Annotated in this window: 12 protein-coding genes; 4 read left to right on the top strand and 8 right to left on the bottom strand. The window is 74.7% G+C overall.

Translation table 11 applies throughout. The annotated features are described in order from the left end of the window. Positions 1–67: 67 nt before the first annotated feature. Both JIG38_RS06155 and JIG38_RS06150 read right to left on the bottom strand, forming a co-directional pair. Positions 68–1,024 (bottom strand): NAD(P)-dependent alcohol dehydrogenase, encoded by a 957-nt coding sequence (locus tag JIG38_RS06155; protein WP_199422883.1) that lies wholly within the window; start codon positions 1,022–1,024, stop codon positions 68–70. After that, entirely contained in the window at positions 1,021–3,168 is a 2,148-nt protein-coding gene (locus JIG38_RS06150; RefSeq protein WP_199422882.1) for a DEAD/DEAH box helicase, read from the bottom strand. Before JIG38_RS06150 ends, JIG38_RS06155 begins: the two co-directional genes overlap by 4 nt. Before the next feature lie 335 nt (positions 3,169–3,503). On the opposite strand from JIG38_RS06150, the gene JIG38_RS06145 reads away from it, so the two are divergent. Then, positions 3,504–4,265 carry an alpha/beta fold hydrolase gene (locus JIG38_RS06145; protein ID WP_307844633.1) on the top strand — a complete coding sequence of 254 codons (762 nt, stop codon included), beginning with the start codon at positions 3,504–3,506 and terminating at the stop codon, positions 4,263–4,265. Between the two features lie 21 nt (positions 4,266–4,286). Here the strand turns inward: JIG38_RS06145 and JIG38_RS06140 are convergent, their stop codons facing one another. The 3 genes from JIG38_RS06140 to JIG38_RS06130 all read right to left on the bottom strand — a co-directional run bounded on the left by JIG38_RS06140 (position 4,287) and on the right by JIG38_RS06130 (position 7,599). Then, a complete protein-coding gene (locus tag JIG38_RS06140; RefSeq protein ID WP_199422881.1) occupies positions 4,287–5,159 on the bottom strand; it encodes an arginase family protein in 873 nt (290 codons plus the stop codon). 100 nt (positions 5,160–5,259) lie between these two features. Further along, positions 5,260–6,417, bottom strand: a complete 1,158-nt coding sequence (locus JIG38_RS06135) for an endo-1,4-beta-xylanase (RefSeq protein WP_199422880.1) — start codon at positions 6,415–6,417, stop codon at positions 5,260–5,262. Positions 6,418–6,552: 135 nt separating this feature from the next. Continuing rightward, positions 6,553–7,599, bottom strand: a complete 1,047-nt coding sequence (locus JIG38_RS06130) for a LacI family DNA-binding transcriptional regulator (protein WP_199422879.1) — start codon at positions 7,597–7,599, stop codon at positions 6,553–6,555. 182 nt (positions 7,600–7,781) lie between these two features. Between JIG38_RS06130 and JIG38_RS06125 the strand changes: the two genes are divergently transcribed. From JIG38_RS06125 to JIG38_RS06115, 3 genes are read left to right on the top strand one after another with little or no spacing between them, the layout of a single operon-like run. Beyond that, positions 7,782–9,761, top strand: coding sequence for a right-handed parallel beta-helix repeat-containing protein (locus tag JIG38_RS06125; protein ID WP_199422878.1), 1,980 nt, complete (start codon positions 7,782–7,784; stop codon positions 9,759–9,761). Between the two features lie 5 nt (positions 9,762–9,766). Beyond that, complete coding sequence (locus JIG38_RS06120; RefSeq protein ID WP_199422877.1) at positions 9,767–10,672, top strand: dihydrodipicolinate synthase family protein; 906 nt, start codon at positions 9,767–9,769, stop codon at positions 10,670–10,672. Further along, a complete protein-coding gene (locus JIG38_RS06115) occupies positions 10,669–12,684 on the top strand; it encodes a YjhG/YagF family D-xylonate dehydratase (protein ID WP_307844632.1) in 2,016 nt (671 codons plus the stop codon). The genes JIG38_RS06120 and JIG38_RS06115 overlap by 4 nt, the downstream gene beginning before the upstream one ends. A gap of 49 nt (positions 12,685–12,733) precedes the next feature. Here JIG38_RS06115 and JIG38_RS06110 read toward each other — a convergent pair whose 3' ends face one another. The 3 genes from JIG38_RS06110 to JIG38_RS06100 form a co-directional block, all read right to left on the bottom strand. Continuing rightward, positions 12,734–13,723, bottom strand: a complete 990-nt coding sequence (locus JIG38_RS06110) for a hypothetical protein (protein WP_199422876.1) — start codon at positions 13,721–13,723, stop codon at positions 12,734–12,736. A gap of 134 nt (positions 13,724–13,857) precedes the next feature. Continuing rightward, a complete protein-coding gene (locus JIG38_RS06105; protein ID WP_199422875.1) occupies positions 13,858–14,652 on the bottom strand; it encodes a GGDEF domain-containing protein in 795 nt (264 codons plus the stop codon). Next, positions 14,649–15,029 carry a DUF7793 family protein gene (locus JIG38_RS06100; protein ID WP_199422874.1) on the bottom strand — a complete coding sequence of 127 codons (381 nt, stop codon included), beginning with the start codon at positions 15,027–15,029 and terminating at the stop codon, positions 14,649–14,651. The genes JIG38_RS06105 and JIG38_RS06100 overlap by 4 nt, the downstream gene beginning before the upstream one ends. Positions 15,030–15,105 lie beyond the last annotated feature (76 nt).

Here is a 15,105-nt window from a genome sequence, read left to right as displayed (position 1 = left end):
CGTGACGCTACACGGGCGCGCTCGGCCGACGCGCCCGTGTCGAGCGCACCCGCCGTGACACCCCAGGTCACCTCGGCGCGACGACGACCTTCCCGAGCGCCCGACCCTCGCCGACCCGCGCGAGCGCCTCGGGCACCTCGTCGAGCCCGACGACGCGGTCGATGCGGATCTCGACATCGCCCGCGACGCACAGGTCGGCCAGCGTCCCGAAGGACGCCGGCCCCTGGCGGACCATGAGCACGCCGAGCGAACGGCCCGTGAGCCGTCCCGCGAGCGAGCCGACGGTGAGCACCCGGAGCATCGAGCGCACCGACCCGCCGACGCACCGGTACGTGCCGCCGGGCGCGAGGGCCCGCCGGTAGGCGAACACGGACCGGTGGGCGACGAGGTCGAGGATGAGGTCGTACGGCTCGCGGCCGCGCGTGAAGTCCTCGCGGCGGTAGTCGACGACGTCGTCGGCCCCGAGCGAGCGCATGAAGGCGAGCTTGTGCTCGTTGTCCACGCCCGTGACGTGGGCGCCGACGCGCTTGGCGAGCTGGATGGCGAAGGTCCCGGTGCCGCCACCGGCGCCGTTCACGAGGACGCGCCGCCCGTCGGCGGCGAGCGCGGTCCCCTGCAGTGCGATCGCGCCCGCCTGCGGGATCGTGGACGCCTCGGCGGACGTCAGCCCGGCCGGCTTGGCCGCGAGCGCCTTCTCGGGCGCGACCGCGTACTCGGCGAAGCCGCCCATGAGCTCGAGGTTGTCGCCGTAGACCTCGTCGCCCGGGGCGAACCGGGTGACCCCGGCGCCCACGGCCTCGACCGTGCCGGCGATGTCCGAGCCGAGCGTCGGCCGCCGCGGCGCGCGCAGCCCGGCCAGTCGCGCGTAGGCGGGCGAACCCGTGAGCCCCTCCCAGTCGCTGAGGTTGACCGACGTCGCCTCGACCCGGACGAGGACCTGGCCCGCCGCGGGCCGCGGCGTCGGGACGTCCACGACGCGCAGGACCTCCGGGCCCCCGTACCGCTCGTGGACGACGGCCCTCATGCGGCGTCGGGCGCGAGGGCGTCCCGGAGCAGGCTCACCAGCGCCTCGAGCTGCACGTCCGTCGAGGACGAGCCGTCGTCCTCCGCCGCGCCGTCGAGCGCCCGGGCCGCCAGCCCGGACTTGCTGTCGATGAGCTCGGCGATCTTCGCGTCGATGGTCTGCGCCGCGATGATGCGCCAGGCCGTGACGGGCTCGGACTGGCCGATCCGGTGGATGCGGTCGATCGCCTGGGTCTGCTCGGCGTCGGTCCACGAGAGCTCCGCGAGCACGAGGTTCGACGCCACCTGCAGGTTGAGCCCGACGCCGGCCGCCATCAGCGAGCAGACGGCGATCTGCACGTCCGGGTCCGTCGTGAACGCGGTGATCGCCTTCTCGCGCGCCTTGGGCGTCTGGTCGCCGCGGATCGACGCGTACTGGATGCCGCGGTCGGCGAACGTCTGCTCGGCCTGATCCATGACGTCGACGTGCTTGGCGAAGAACACGACCTTGCCGACGTTCCGCGCGAGCTGCGCCGCGTAGTCGGCGGCGAGGCCGGCCTTGGCCTGGCCGATCCGCCGCACCATCGTGAAGACGTTCTCCCCACCCGCCTTCGACGAGGAGTCCTTGAGCTCGGCCGCCGCGATGCGCCGGGCGAGGTCGAGGTCGATCCCGTCCGGGACGTCGTGCGCCGGGCGCGAGGCCATGACCGTCCGGTACCGCTCGACCATCCGCTGGGCGAGCGCGGCCTCCGCGGCGCGGATCGAGCGCCCGACGGCGCCGTCCAGCTCGACCGGGAGGTCGGCGACGCGGCGCGCGGGGATGTCGTCGACGACGTCGACCTTGCGACGGCGGACGATGCCCATGTCGATGACGCTCGCGCGCGCCGCCTGGTAGAAGCCCGGGTCGGCCGGGCTGAGGCCGGTCTCCTCGAGCGCCGTCATGAGGCGGCCGAGCGGCTGCTTGTCGTCGATCCAGCCGAGGTACTGCCAGATCGCCCGGAAGTCCTCGATGTCGTTGATCAGCGGGGTGCCCGTGAGCGCCATCATGAGCGGCCGCGGGGTGCGCTCGCGGATCCGGTCGGAGATCGCGAGCACGTGCTGCGAGCGCTGGGAGCCCTTGTTCTTGATGAAGTGCGCCTCGTCGACGACCATCCCCCGGAACCCGAGGTCGCCGAGCCAGCCGACGTGCCGGTCGAGCAGCTCGTAGTTGACGATGACGACGTCGGCGAACGCGTCGACCTGCTCGCCGTCACCGTGCACGACGGTCGCGTTGCGCTGCGGCGTCCACATGCCCACCTCGTGCGCCCAGTTCGTCTTGACGACGTTGGGAACGACGACGAGCAGCGGGAAGGCGTCGACGGCCTGCGCGGCGAGGAGCGCCTGCGCGGTCTTGCCGAGGCCGGGCTCGTCGGCGAGCAGGAAGGTGCGGTGGCCGCGCACGGCGGCCGCGACGACCGCCGCCTGGTGCGGCATGAGCTCGCGTCCGGGCGGGCCCTGGACGAGGCGCCCGTCGGGCAGGTCCATGCACGCGGGCGCGCCCGGGCCGGCGTACTCGAAGGACCGGAACAGCGGCTCGAGCAGCTCCCAGCCGGCCAGGCGGCGGGCCCGCGCGGTGCGCTCGGCGGCGGCCTCGAAGTCCGGGGCGAGGAACGGGTTCGCGAGCTGCCGCGAGAGGACCGAGCGGGGCACGACGCGCTTCTCGGCGCCGGGCTGGGGCGCCACGGGGGCGGGCGGCTCGGGCTCGTCCGGCACCTCGAGGCCGGCGTCGCGCATGAGGGAGGCCTTGAAGGCGCGCGCGGCGTCGGACACGCGCGCGTCCTCGGCGAGCAGCGCGAGCAGCGACGTGTCCCGGGCGGCGATCTTGGCGAGCATCGTCGCGACGCCGTCGAGCCGCTTCATCTCCTGCGTGCGGCGGGACTCCGTGAGCGTGGCGTCCTTCTTGACGCGCGCCCGCTCCTCGCGCACGAGCAGGGCGACGACCTGGAACTTGACGCGCAGCACGGGCCGCGTCGGCGGCCGCCGGACGGCGTTGTCGACCTCGCGGGCGATGTCGGCCAGGATCGGGATGATCCCCTCCTGGTCCGGGCGCGGGGCACGACGACGCTGACCGCCGCCCGCGGTCGCCGTACGCGTGCGACCGGACTGGCGCTGCCCGCCTCGTGCCACATCTCCTCCTTCAGCACATGCGCGCCGCGCGTGCGGCGCCGATGTGCGCGCGCACCCGGGGCGGGCCGAGGAGTCCTCGGCAGCCACCGCCCGGGTGCGGGCGTCGTAGCTCTGGGCGGCGGGCGGCTCGCTGTGCGGTGTCACCGCCGGCGTCGCCCGCAGGCCTCGTTCACGCCCGGGACGGACCGCCGCCGGGCGCCTCCCTGGTCGGCGTGCAGCACCGCCGTGGCGCTGCTCGTTCGCGGGAGCACCTGGAGCCTACCGCCGCGAGCGCCCCGTGGAGCGACAGCGCGGCGTCGCGTCGGTCGATCCCGGTCCCGCTACGGTCACGGACCGTGGAGAGCTTCCGGTCCGACGACGGCCTGCAGATCGCCTACCGGACGTGGGGGGACGACGACGGCGTCCCCGTCCTCCTGCACCACGGCTTCGGCGCGAGCGCCGAGCTCGACTGGGTGGGCACGGGCGTGGTCGGCGCGCTCACCGCCGCGGGCCGGCGCGTCGTCGCGCTCGACGCGCGCGGCCACGGCGCGTCCGAGAAGCCGCACGACGCCGCCCGCTACGGCGAGCCACGCATGGCGCAGGACGTCGTCGGGCTGGTCGACGCGCTCGGCGTGCCCGCGGTCGACCTCGTCGGGTACTCCATGGGCGGCGTCGTCTCGCTGCTCACCGCCGCGCGCGAGCCGCGGGTGCGCCGCCTCGTCGTCGGCGGGATCGGCGCCGGTGCCGTCGAGGGCGGCGGCGTGGACACCCGCGTGCTCGACCCCGACGCGCTCCGGGAGGCGCTGCTGGCCGACGACCCGGCCGGCATCGCGCACCCGGTCGCCGCGGCCTTCCGCGGCTTCGCCGACTCCACCGGCGCGGACCGGCGCGCGCTCGCGGCCCAGGCGTCCGCGGTGCACCGCGCGCCGATCCCGTTCGGGCGGATCACCGCACCGACGCTCGTCCTCGCCGGGCGGGACGACCCGCTGGCGCCCCGGCCCGAGGTCCTCACCGCCGCCCTGCCGGACGCGACGCTGACCCTGGTCGACGGCGACCACGGCTCCGCGCTGCACGACGCCGCCTTCCGCCGCGCCGTCGTCGCGTTCCTCGCCGCCTGAGCGCGTCCGGGCGGCGCGGCCTCAGGCCTGCGCCGCGGCGAGCGCGCCGAGGTGCCCGAGCAGCGCGAGCCCCGTGTCGCGCATGCGGTGCTCGACGTCGTGCCGCGGGTCCCACGACGCGACCGTCGCCGAGGCGAGCGGCAGCCGCTCCACCGCCGCCGTGACGGTGTCGCGCACCTCGCCGGGGAGCAGGCCGCCCGGCGCCGCGTAGGAGTTCGCCGGCGCGACGGACGGGTCGTGCACGTCGAGGTCGACGTGGATGTGCACCGCGTCGGCGTGGGCCGCGACGCGGTCGAGCACCTCGCCCGTCCGGCCGGCGCGGATGTCGGCGACGCCCAGCCAGGTCGGCCCTGCCGCGTCGAGGAGCTCACGCTCGGCCTCGTCGAGGTCGTGCCCGCCGACGAGGACCGCGCGCTCGTCGGGCAGGGGCGCGAAGCCGGGCACGGTCCGCGCGAGGGCCTGCCAGCACCGGCCGCCCATCATGGCGAAGCCCATCCCGTCGAAGAACCCGCTCGCGGAGGTGGCGGGGCTCTGGAGGTCGCCGTGCGCGTCGAACCAGAGGACCGCGACGCGCCGCCCGGGCTCGCGCACCCGCAGGCCCGCGACGACGCCGAGGGTCACGCCGCAGTTGCCCGCCAGCACCACGGGCAGGTGGCCGGGGTGGGCGGCGACGTCGCCGGCGACGCGCCGCATGACCTCCGTGCCCGTGGCCGCCTCGATGCTGAAGCCGTGCGGGAGGTCGAGCTCGAGTCGCCCGTGGTCGACGACCGCGCCCGCCGCGCCGAGGCGGCGAACCGCACCCGCGGCGACGAGGGCGGCAGGGCCGGCGCCGTGGCGCACGGCGTGGTGGCCGGAGTCGTAGGGGACCTCGAGCAGGCGGACGGGCATCGACATGCGGGATATCCTCCCGAGCCGAGCCCCCCAGATCACCCTGATACGCCGGTGGCGCGCGACCCGAGCGGGTCACGCGCCACCGTCGGTCAGGCGGGTCGGGTCAGCGGTTGAGGCCCGGCGGCGTCCGCGGGGACTTGCCCGGCGTGGCGTCGGTCAGGCTCTCGAGCAGCGCGTCGTACGACGGCTTCTTCTCGAAGTCCTCCGTCATGATCGTCGCGTAGCCCTCGGGGAAGACCCCCGGGACCCAGGAGCGGGCGTCGTCGAAGCCCCACACCGTGAAGCTGGTGCAGGCGGCGACGTTGAGGCAGGCCTCGAGCATCGCGTCGAACCGCTCGGCCTGGAGCGCGATCTGCTCCTCGGTCGGCTCGCCGTCCTCGCCCAGCGGCATGCGGACGTCCGCCTCGGTCACGGCGACCTTGAGGCCGAGGGCCGCGAAGCGCTCGAAGTTCGCCTGGATCGACGTGTCGAAGCCGTACTGCAGGCTCAGGTGGCCCTGCGCGCCGAAGCCGTGCAGCGGCACGCCGTCGGCCAGGAGCTCCTGCGCGAGCGCGTAGTAGGCGTCGGTCTTGGTGTTGATCCCCTCGGCGTTGTAGTCGTTGAGGAAGAGCACCGCCTCCGGGTCCGCCGCGTGGGCCCACCGGAACGCGTCGCCGATGAGGGCGACCGGGTCCTCGGCGCACGCCTTGAGGAACGGGTTGGCCTCGGTGCGCAGACGCACGCCGCCGTTGTCCCACTCGTCCTGGAAGATCTCGTTGGCCACGTCCCACTCGTAGATCTCGCCGGCGTAGCGGCCGACGACGGTGGTGATGTGCTCCTCGAGGACGTCGCGCGCCTCCTCGCAGGTCCAGGTAGCGCTCGCCTCGACGACCCAGTCGGCGTTCTGGCTGTGCCACAGCAGGGTGTGGCCGCGCACCTCCTGGCCGTTGGCCTGGGCGAACTCGACGACGGCGTCCGCGCCCGAGAAGTCGTAGACGCCCTCCTCGGGGTGGATCTCCTGCCACTTCATGTCGTTCTCGGGCGTCAGCGAGTCGAACTCCGACGCGAGGATGCTCTGGAACTCCGTGAGGTTCTTCTGGTCGAAGCCGAGCAGGTCGCGCTGACCCCACACGGCACTGCCGATCTTGAGGTCGACCGGCGTCTGCGAGCGCAGCGTCGGCTCCGGGCGGGCGGCCTGCGCGGCCGGGGCGAGCAGCGCGAGGGCGGTCACGGCTGACGCCGTGACGGCGGCCGCGCGCTTCGTGGTCGTTGGACGGGACATCGTTGTTCCTTCCGATCGGGGGCCCGGCGGTTTTGATCAACCACCGAACAAATCCGGCGGAAGGACCGTAACCAGGGAGGTATCGGTTTCGCAAGAGGTGGCGAAACTGTCGATACCGTTCTCGGCCCCGGGCGGTCACCCCTCCGCGGGCGCCGCCGTGGAGTCGCGCACCACGAGCGTCGTCGCGAGCTCCACGTGGTGGGAGTCGACGGCCTCGCCGCGTGCCAGCTGCAGCAGCGTGCGGAGCGCGACGCGCCCCATCTCGGCGACCGGCTGCCGCACCGTCGTCAGCGGCGGCACCGAGGAGACCGCGGCGGGGCTGTCGTCGAACCCGACGACGGACAGGTCCTGCGGCACGCGCAGGCCGTGCCGCTGCGCGGACGCGAGCACGCCGAGCGCGATGGAGTCCGACGCGGCGAACACCGCCGTCGGCGGCCGGGGCAGGTCGAGGAGGCGGTCCGCCATGGCGACGCCGGCCTGGAACGTGTGCGCCTGCGAGCGCACGAGCGCCTCGTCGACGTCCACGCCGCCGGCGCGCAGGGTGCTCAGGTAGCCCTGGAGACGTTCGGCCGAGGGCGGGAACGTCGGGGCGCCGCCGGCGAACGCGATCCGGCGGTGCCCGAGCTCGAGCAGGTGCCGCGTCGCCTGCACGCCGCCGGAGAAGTTGGCCGAACCGACGGAGACGGTGGAGTCGTCGAGCGGGTTGGCCGGGTCGACGTGCACGGTCGCGACGCCGTGCGCGCGCAGGAGGGCCTGCTGCTCGGCGGTCGGCTCGGTCGTCACGAGGACCAGCCCCACGCGCTGCGCGGCCTGGCGGCGGACCCAAGCGGGCGACAGCGGCGTGGCCCCCTCGGCGCCACGGGTGCCGGGCAGGTCGAGCACGTCGACCAGCACCTCGACGCCGTGGTCCCGCGCCGCGGCGAGGACGCCCTCGAGCACGCGCGCCGCGTAGGGGTCGCCCAGGGTGCGGAAGACGACCGTGACGCTGCGGACCGGCACGCCGCCGCGCGGCCCGGTCGACGGGGCGTACCCCAGCCGCTCGATCGCCGCCTCGACGCGGCGCCGCGTCTCGGGCGAGACGTGCGGCCTCCCGTTGAGCACCTTGGACGCCGTGGACGTCGCGACCCCGGCGGCCGCGGCCACCTGCTCGAGCGTGGCGCGCGCGGGCGCGGGGGAGGCCATGGGGCGAGCGTAGCGGAAACTGTTTCCGCCCTGTGGGCTCTGGGGCACCGCTTCCCTCCGTCCAGGACGACGTCTATCGTCGCGTGGAGACCAGCACCGCCCGAAACTCTTTCCGCGACGACGACGACGTCGCCGCCGCCGCCACCCCGGCCGGCCCGGGCGCCACCGACCGAAGGGCCCTCATGACCACCGTCCACGTCGCCGTGTCCGGCTCGGACCGAGCCGACGGCACCGCCGAGGCACCGTTCCGCACCATCAACCGCGCCGCGCGCGCAGCGATGCCCGGCGACACCGTCCGGGTGCACGAGGGGACCTACCGCGAGTGGGTCAGGCCCGTGCGCGGCGGGACGGGCGACGACCGCCGCATCACGTTCGAGGCCGCGCCCGGCGAGCACGTCGCGATCAAGGGCTCGGAGGTCGTCACGGGCTGGGCCCGCGAGGAGGGCACGGTGTGGCGGGTCGACGTCCCGAACGCGCTCTTCGGGGACCTGAACCCGTTCGACGAGCCCGTCGCCGGGGACTGGCTCCACCCCGGGCCCGGCGGCACGCCCGCCCACCGGGGCGAGGTCTACCTCGACGGGCGCTCCCTCCACGAGGTCCACGACGTCGCCGCCGTCCGCGCGCCGGAGCGCCGCACCCGCACGCGCTACGACTGGACGGGCCTGCCGACCGAGCTCGTGGACCCGGACCGCACGGTGCTGGTCTGGTACGCCGAGGTCTCGGACGACGTCACGACGATCTGGGCCAACTTCCAGGGCGCCGACCCGAACACCGCGCTCGTCGAGATCAACGTGCGGCCGGCCGTCTTCTACCCCGAGCGCAGCCACCTCGACTTCATCACGGTGCGCGGCTTCGAGCTCGCGCAGGCCGCGACGCCGTGGACCCCGCCCACGGCGGACCAGCCCGGCCTCATCGGCCCGAACTGGGCCAAGGGCTGGGTCATCGAGGACAACCTCGTCCGCGACGCCAAGTGCTCGGGCGTCTCCCTGGGCAAGAACGCGGCCAGCGGGGACAACTTCGCGCACGAGCGCGGCGACAAGCCGGGGTACCAGTACCAGATCGAGGCCGTCTTCACCGCGTCCCACCAGGGCTGGGACCGCGAGCACGTCGGCTCGCACGTCGTGCGCCGCAACGAGATCCGCGACTGCGGCCAGAACGGCGTCGTCGGTCACCTGGGAGCCGTGTTCTCGACCATCGAGGACAACCACATCCACCACATCGGGACCAAGCACGAGTTCTACGGCTACGAGATCGGCGGCATCAAGCTGCACGCCCCGGTCGACGTCGAGATCACGCGCAACCGCATCCACGACACGACGCTCGGCATCTGGCTCGACTGGCAGGTCCAGGGCACCCGGATCAGCCGCAACGTGCTGTACCGGAACATCCGGGACCTGTTCATCGAGGTCAGCCACGGCCCAGCGACGGTCGACCACAACGTGCTGGCCTCCCCCATCGCGATCGAGCTGTTCAGCCAGGGCAACGCGTTCGTCCACAACCTCGTGCTGGGCGCCGTGCGGATGCAGGCGGTGCTCGACCGCGCGACGCCGTACCACGTGCCCCACTCGACGCAGGTCGCCGGGTACGCGTTCGTCTACGCAGGCGACGACCGGTACGTCGGCAACCTCTTCGTCGGCGCGCCGCGTGGTGTGTACGGCCCGGAGGCGCCCCTGGTGCTCGAGGAGTTCCCGCCCGAGTCGTTCGGCACCCACGCCTACGACGGCTTCCCGGCGTCGTGGGAGGAGTACCGCGAGCGCGTGGGGTCGCCCGGGGGCGCGGGCGACCACTCCCGCTTCCACCTCGAGCGGCAGCCCGCGTACGTGCGGTCGAACGCCTACGCGGGCGGCGCCCGACCCGCGGCGCACGAGGCGGACGCGGTCACGGCCGCGGGCCCGGTGTCTGTCCGCGTGGTCGACGACGGCGCCGAGGTCCACCTCGAGCTCGACCTCCCCGACGCGCTCGTGGCGCCGCTCTCCCCCGTGGTCACGGGCGCGGACCTCGGCCACGTGCGGATCGCCTCCGCCGCGTTCGAGGACCGCCACGGCTCCCCGCTCGTCGCGGACCTCGACCTCGTCGGGACGCGCAAGCAGCCCGGCACCCCCTACCCGCCCGGACCGCTCGCCGCGCTGGCCGGCGGCGCGTCGCGCGTCCGGGTCTGGTGAGCACCGTGGGTCACGCGGACGCGACCTACTGGGCACCGGCCGTCACGGCCTTCGACGCCGACGGGGGCCTCGACCGCGACGGCAACGTCGCGGTCTGGGACCACGTCCTCGGCGGCGGCGTCGACGGGATCGTCCTCATGGGCAGCACCGGCGAGTTCTTCGCGATGCGGCCCGAGGACAAGCGCGAGCTCATCGACCTCGCCGTCGAGCACGTCGGCCCGCGCGGCGACCTGGTCGTCGGCACGTCGTGCCTGCGCGTGGACGACACCGTCGAGCTCAGCCGGTACGCGCTCGACGCCGGCGCGGACGCCGTCATCGTCATCAGCCCGTTCTACTTCGCGCTCGACGACGCGAGCCTCGAGGCCTACTTCTCGGCCGTCGCGGGCCAGGTCGACGGCGACGTCTACCTGTACAACTTCCCGGCCCGCACGGGCCACGACCTGAGCGCCGAGGTGACGCGCCGCCTCCTGCGCCGGCACCCGAACGTCGTCGGCTACAAGGACACCGTGCTCGACGTCGGCCACACGCGCGGCCTGCTCACCGCGCTGCTCCCCGAGTTCCCGGAGTTCCGGGTGCTCGCGGGCTTCGACGAGAACCTGCACCACGTCGTCACCTCGGGCGGGGCGGGCGCGATCGGCGGGCTCGCGAACCTCTACCCCGAGATCTGCGCCGCGTACGCGCGTGCGGTCGCCGACGGCGACGCCGCCGCCATCGCCGCGCAGCAGCGCCGGATCGACGTCCTCATGGGGCTGTACACGCTCGGGACGCCGTTCTTCCCGCTCCTCAAGGAGGGCATGGTCCGGCGCGGCGTCGCTCTCGGGCGCCACTGCACTCCCCCGCACCACCCCGCGACCCCCGAGCAGGTGGACGCGCTCGTCGCGCTCATGGAGCGGGTGGAGGCCATGCCGTGAGCGACGCCGCCGTGACCTGGCACGACCTCCTCGAGCCGCACGACGGCATCTACGCCGTGCGCACCCAGGCGCCCGGCCCCGAGGGCCGGCTGCCGCTCACCCCGGAGCTGCTGCGCAAGGAGCCCAGCGGCACCGTCTTCGGGATGACGCAGAACGCGGGCATGGGCTGGCCGCGGGCGAACATGCTGGGCCCACAGGTCATGATCGTCTCGACGGCGGGCGGGCTGCGGTCCGACGACGGCCGCCCCGTCGCCCTCGGCCTGCACTCGGGTCACTTCGAGCTCAGCGGCCAGGTGGCGGCCGCGGCGGAGACCGTCGCCGCCGCGGGCGGGATGCCGTTCGCGACGTACGTGAGCGACCCGTGCGACGGCCGCTCGCAGGGCACGCCCGCGATGTTCGACTCGCTGCCCTACCGCAACGACGCCGCCGTCGTCATGCGGCGGCTCATGCGGTCGCTGCCGACGCGCTCGGCCGTGATCGGCGTCGCGACCTGCGACAAGGGCCTGCCCGCGACGATGATGGCGCTCGCGTCGCAGCGCGACCACCCCACGGTGCTGGTCCCGGGCGGCGTGACGCTGCCGCCCGCGCGCGGGGAGGACCTCGCGCAGGTCCAGACGCTCGGTGCCCGGTTCGCCAACGACGAGCTCTCGCTCGCGGACGCCTCCGAGCTCGGGTGCCGCGCGTGCGCGTCGCCCGGTGGCGGCTGCCACTTCCTCGGCACCGCGGGCACGAGCCAGGTGGTCGCCGAGGCGCTCGGCCTCGCCCTGCCCCACTCGGCGCTCGCGCCGTCGGGCGAGCCCGTGTGGGAGGAGATCGCGCGGCAGTCGGCCAGCGCCGTGCTGCGCCAGCGCGAGCTCGGGATCACGACGACGGACGTGCTGACGGACGAGGCGATCGCGAACGCGATGGCGGTCCACGCCGCCGTCGGCGGCTCGACGAACCTGCTGCTGCACGTGCCCGCGATCGCCCACGCCGCGGGGCTGCGGGTGCCCACCGTCGGCGACTGGGTGCGGGTCAACCAGGCCGTCCCGCGCATCGTCAGCGTGCTGCCGAACGGGCCCGTCCAGCACCCGACGGTGCGCATGTTCCTCGCCGGCGGGACGCCCGAGGTGATGCTCCACCTGCGCGCCCTCGGCGTGCTCCACCTCGACGCGCTCACGGCGACCGGCGAGCCGCTCGGCGAGGTGCTCGAGTGGTGGGAGACGTCCGAGCGGCGCGCGCGGATGAAGGAGGTGCTGCGCGAGCAGCAGGGCGTCGACGCCGACGACGTGATCATGGCGCCCGAGGCCGCGCGGCGCCGCGGGCTGACGCCGACGGCGACCTTCCCGGTGGGCACCATCGCCCCCGAGGGCTCGGTCATCAAGTCGACCGCGATCGACCCCTCGCGCCTCGTCGACGGCGTCTTCCACCGCGTCGGCCCGGCCCGCGTCTTCACCTCCGAGGCCGCCGCGATCGCCGCGATCAAGGTGCGCGAGGTGCACCCGGGCGACGTCATGGTCCTCATGGGCGGCGGGCCGCTGGGGACCGGCATGGAGGAGACGTACCAGGTCACGTCCGCGCTGAAGTACCTCAGCTACGGCAAGGAGATCTCGCTGATCACCGACGCGCGGTTCTCCGGGGTGTCGACGGGCGCGTGCATCGGCCACGTGGGTCCGGAGGCGCTGGCCGGCGGGCCGATCGGCCGGCTGCGCGACGGCGACCTGGTGGAGATCCGGATCGACGTCGCGGCGCTCGAGGGCACGGTCGACCTCGTCGGGACCGCCGCCGGGCCGCTGTCGGTGGCCGAGGGCGCGGCGGTCCTGGCCTCGCGTCCCCCGCACCCGGACCTCGCCGCGCACCCGCAGCTCCCCGACGACACGCGCCTGTGGGCCGCGCTCCAGGCGGCCAGCGGCGGCACGTGGGCGGGCGCCGTGTACGACACGGACCGCATCCTCGAGGTGCTGCGCGCGGGCATGGCGGCGCTGGCGACCGAGCGGGGCACGGCGAGCGAGGTCCCCGCGACGACCCGGTGACCGGGCCGCCGCGGGGACCGGCGTGCCGACGAGCCTGCGTGCCGGAGGGCTAGCCGCGGCCGCCCCGTGCGGTCGCGAAGAAGCTCACGCACTGCCCCTGGTTCCGGAACGCGGGCTGCGTGTGCGCGGCCCAGCCGCCCTTCTTGCACTGCTCGGCGCCCGTCGCGGCGTCGATGAGTCGCACCGAGAACTCGGCGCGGTCGAAGTACGTCGCGAGCCCCGTGGCGTCGGCGAGGTACGCGCCGTTCTCGTACGACACCGCGAGCGGCTGACCGCTGATCGAGGAGCGCGCGGTGACCTCCGCGACGGCCAGCCCGCGGACGGGCGTCACCTCGATGCCGAGGGAGACGGGCACCAGCCGGCGGGTGCCGGGGTAGGACGTGACACCGTCGGCCACGAGGGTCGACGCGATCCGCTCGCCGTTGGCGAGGAACGTGACGGTCGCCTGGTCGGCGACCGGCGTCCCGTCGGTCGCGGAGAGCACCTGCACCGAGGCGCCCACGGCGGTCATCCCGAGGAGCGCCTCGGACTGCGCGCCGTCCACCGTGACCGTGCCCAGACCGCCGAGCGCCGTGGGCCCGGACCAGGGGATGCGCTCGTCGCTCCCGGGGAACAGGAACGTGCCGCCCGTGAAGCCGACCTCCGCGTGCGGCATGAGGGTCGCACCGTCGTCGTCGGACACGAAGAAGGCCACGCTCTCCGAGACGTTCGGGTCGCCGACGTGGACCTTCGCCTCGCCGAGGGCGATGCCGTCGAAGACGTACTCGCCGCTGTCCTCGGGACCGGTCGCGTACCAGGCGCCGGCCGAGTCCTGCAGGTAGACGTAGCCGGTCGCGCGCAGGCGGTCGGTCTCGCCCCAGCCGTCGAGGGACGTGTCGTCGAAGGTGCCGTCGGGGTAGCGGTCCTCGAAGATCCTCACGGTCAGGGTCGCCGTCCCGGGGGTCGACGCGGCGGCGGGGCCGGCCAGCAGGCCGCCGGAGGTCAGCGCGGCGAGGGTGATCGCGGCCGCTGCCCGACGGCGCGTGGCACTGCGGTTCATGGTGCTCCTTGGGGGTTCGTCCGTGCCGGGAGGTGTCTCCCGGGCGCGATCGTCCCCTGCCGGTTCGGCCCCCGGACGGTGGTTCACGCACGCTTCATCGAACGTTCCACGCGGGCTCGCCGGGGCGTCGGCGATCAGCGCGTGAGCGTCGCCTCGTCGTGGCGGTCGCTGCCGTGCAGCACGCACGCGCCGCCGCCGCGCCGCTTCGCCTCGTACATCGCGGCGTCGGCGGCGGCGAGGATCGCGTCGGAGTCCGCGTCGCCGTCAGGCCCGAGCGCGACGCCGATGCTGCTGGTGGAGCCGTAGGTGCGGCCGTCGTACTCGTGCGGGGCGCGCAGCGCGGTGCTGATGCGGCAGGCGACGGCGAGCGCGGCGTCGGGCGAGGCGACGTCGTCCAGGAGGACGACGAACTCGTCCCCTCCCACGCGTGCGGCGAGGTCGCCCACGCGGAGCTGACCCGCGATGCGGTGGGCGACGTCGACCAGCAGCTGGTCCCCCGCCGCGTGCCCGAGGGTGTCGTTGACGCTCTTGAAGTCGTCGAGGTCGAGGAAGAGGACGGCGAAGCCGGCCCTGCCCCGGTCGCCGTCGCCGAGGCGCGCGGCGAGCCGGTCCCAGAGGGCCGCGCGGTTGGCGAGGCCGGTGAGGTCGTCGTGGAGCGCGCGGTGGCGGAGCTCGCGGGTCGCGACGGCGAGCTCGGCCGTGCGCTCGGCGACGCGTCGCTCGATCTCGTCGTAGGACGCGGCGAGCTCCTCGCCCAGCGCGTTCACGCCCGCCGCGACGGCGTCGACGATGTCCCCGGCCGTCCCGACGGGGGCGCGCGCGTCGAAGCGCAGGGCGGCGAGCTCCTGGATCACGCCGACGATCTCGTAGAGCCGGCGCTCCAGGTCCTCGTGGGCCGCCCCGTCCGGGGGCGCCGCGGCGCTGGTCACACCAGGTGCCCCCGCAGCCAGTCGGCGGCGGCGTCCACGTCCTCGAAGAGACGGATCGGCACGTCGGGCTTGCTGACGTTGATGAAGAAGGTCGCCATCATCCGGCTGAGCGGGTTGCCGACGACGAGGGCGACGGCGGCGACGACGTCCTGGCGGCGGATGAACTCCATGCGCGCGGCGCGGTCCTGCGGGCCGGCGTCGGTCGTGTGGACGAGGAGCGGGGCGGCAGTGCCGCCGGTGAGCTCGCGCATCGCCTCGATGACCGCGCGCGCGTCCTCGATGCCCGACGGGACGTGCGGCGCCCACGTGATCTCGGCGATGCCGTCGGCCCGGAGCCAGATGCGGAACTTCTCGCCCGTGATCTCGGCGGTGCTCATGTGATCTGTCCTCTGTCGGCGGCCGGCGGGCGACGTCTCCCCGTGCCGCAGGTCGCGGCCACGCGGGCGCATACCC

The organism is Actinotalea solisilvae (assembly GCF_016464425.1).
GTDB classification, from domain to species: domain Bacteria; phylum Actinomycetota; class Actinomycetes; order Actinomycetales; family Cellulomonadaceae; genus Actinotalea; species Actinotalea solisilvae.
This window is presented reverse-complemented; position numbering and strand designations above follow the sequence as displayed.

Excerpts from the sequence above, each read along its gene's own strand:
- JIG38_RS06100 (WP_199422874.1), bottom strand. The coding sequence starts at position 15,029 with ATGAGCACCGCCGAGATCACGGGCGAGAAGTTCCGCATCTGGCTCCGG.
- JIG38_RS06130 (WP_199422879.1), bottom strand. The coding sequence starts at position 7,599 with ATGGCCTCCCCCGCGCCCGCGCGCGCCACGCTCGAGCAGGTGGCCGCG.
- JIG38_RS06140 (WP_199422881.1), bottom strand. The coding sequence starts at position 5,159 with ATGTCGATGCCCGTCCGCCTGCTCGAGGTCCCCTACGACTCCGGCCAC.
- JIG38_RS06110 (WP_199422876.1), bottom strand. The coding sequence starts at position 13,723 with ATGAACCGCAGTGCCACGCGCCGTCGGGCAGCGGCCGCGATCACCCTC.
- JIG38_RS06135 (WP_199422880.1), bottom strand. The coding sequence starts at position 6,417 with ATGTCCCGTCCAACGACCACGAAGCGCGCGGCCGCCGTCACGGCGTCA.
- JIG38_RS06125 (WP_199422878.1), top strand. The coding sequence starts at position 7,782 with ATGACCACCGTCCACGTCGCCGTGTCCGGCTCGGACCGAGCCGACGGC.
- JIG38_RS06155 (WP_199422883.1), bottom strand. The coding sequence starts at position 1,024 with ATGAGGGCCGTCGTCCACGAGCGGTACGGGGGCCCGGAGGTCCTGCGC.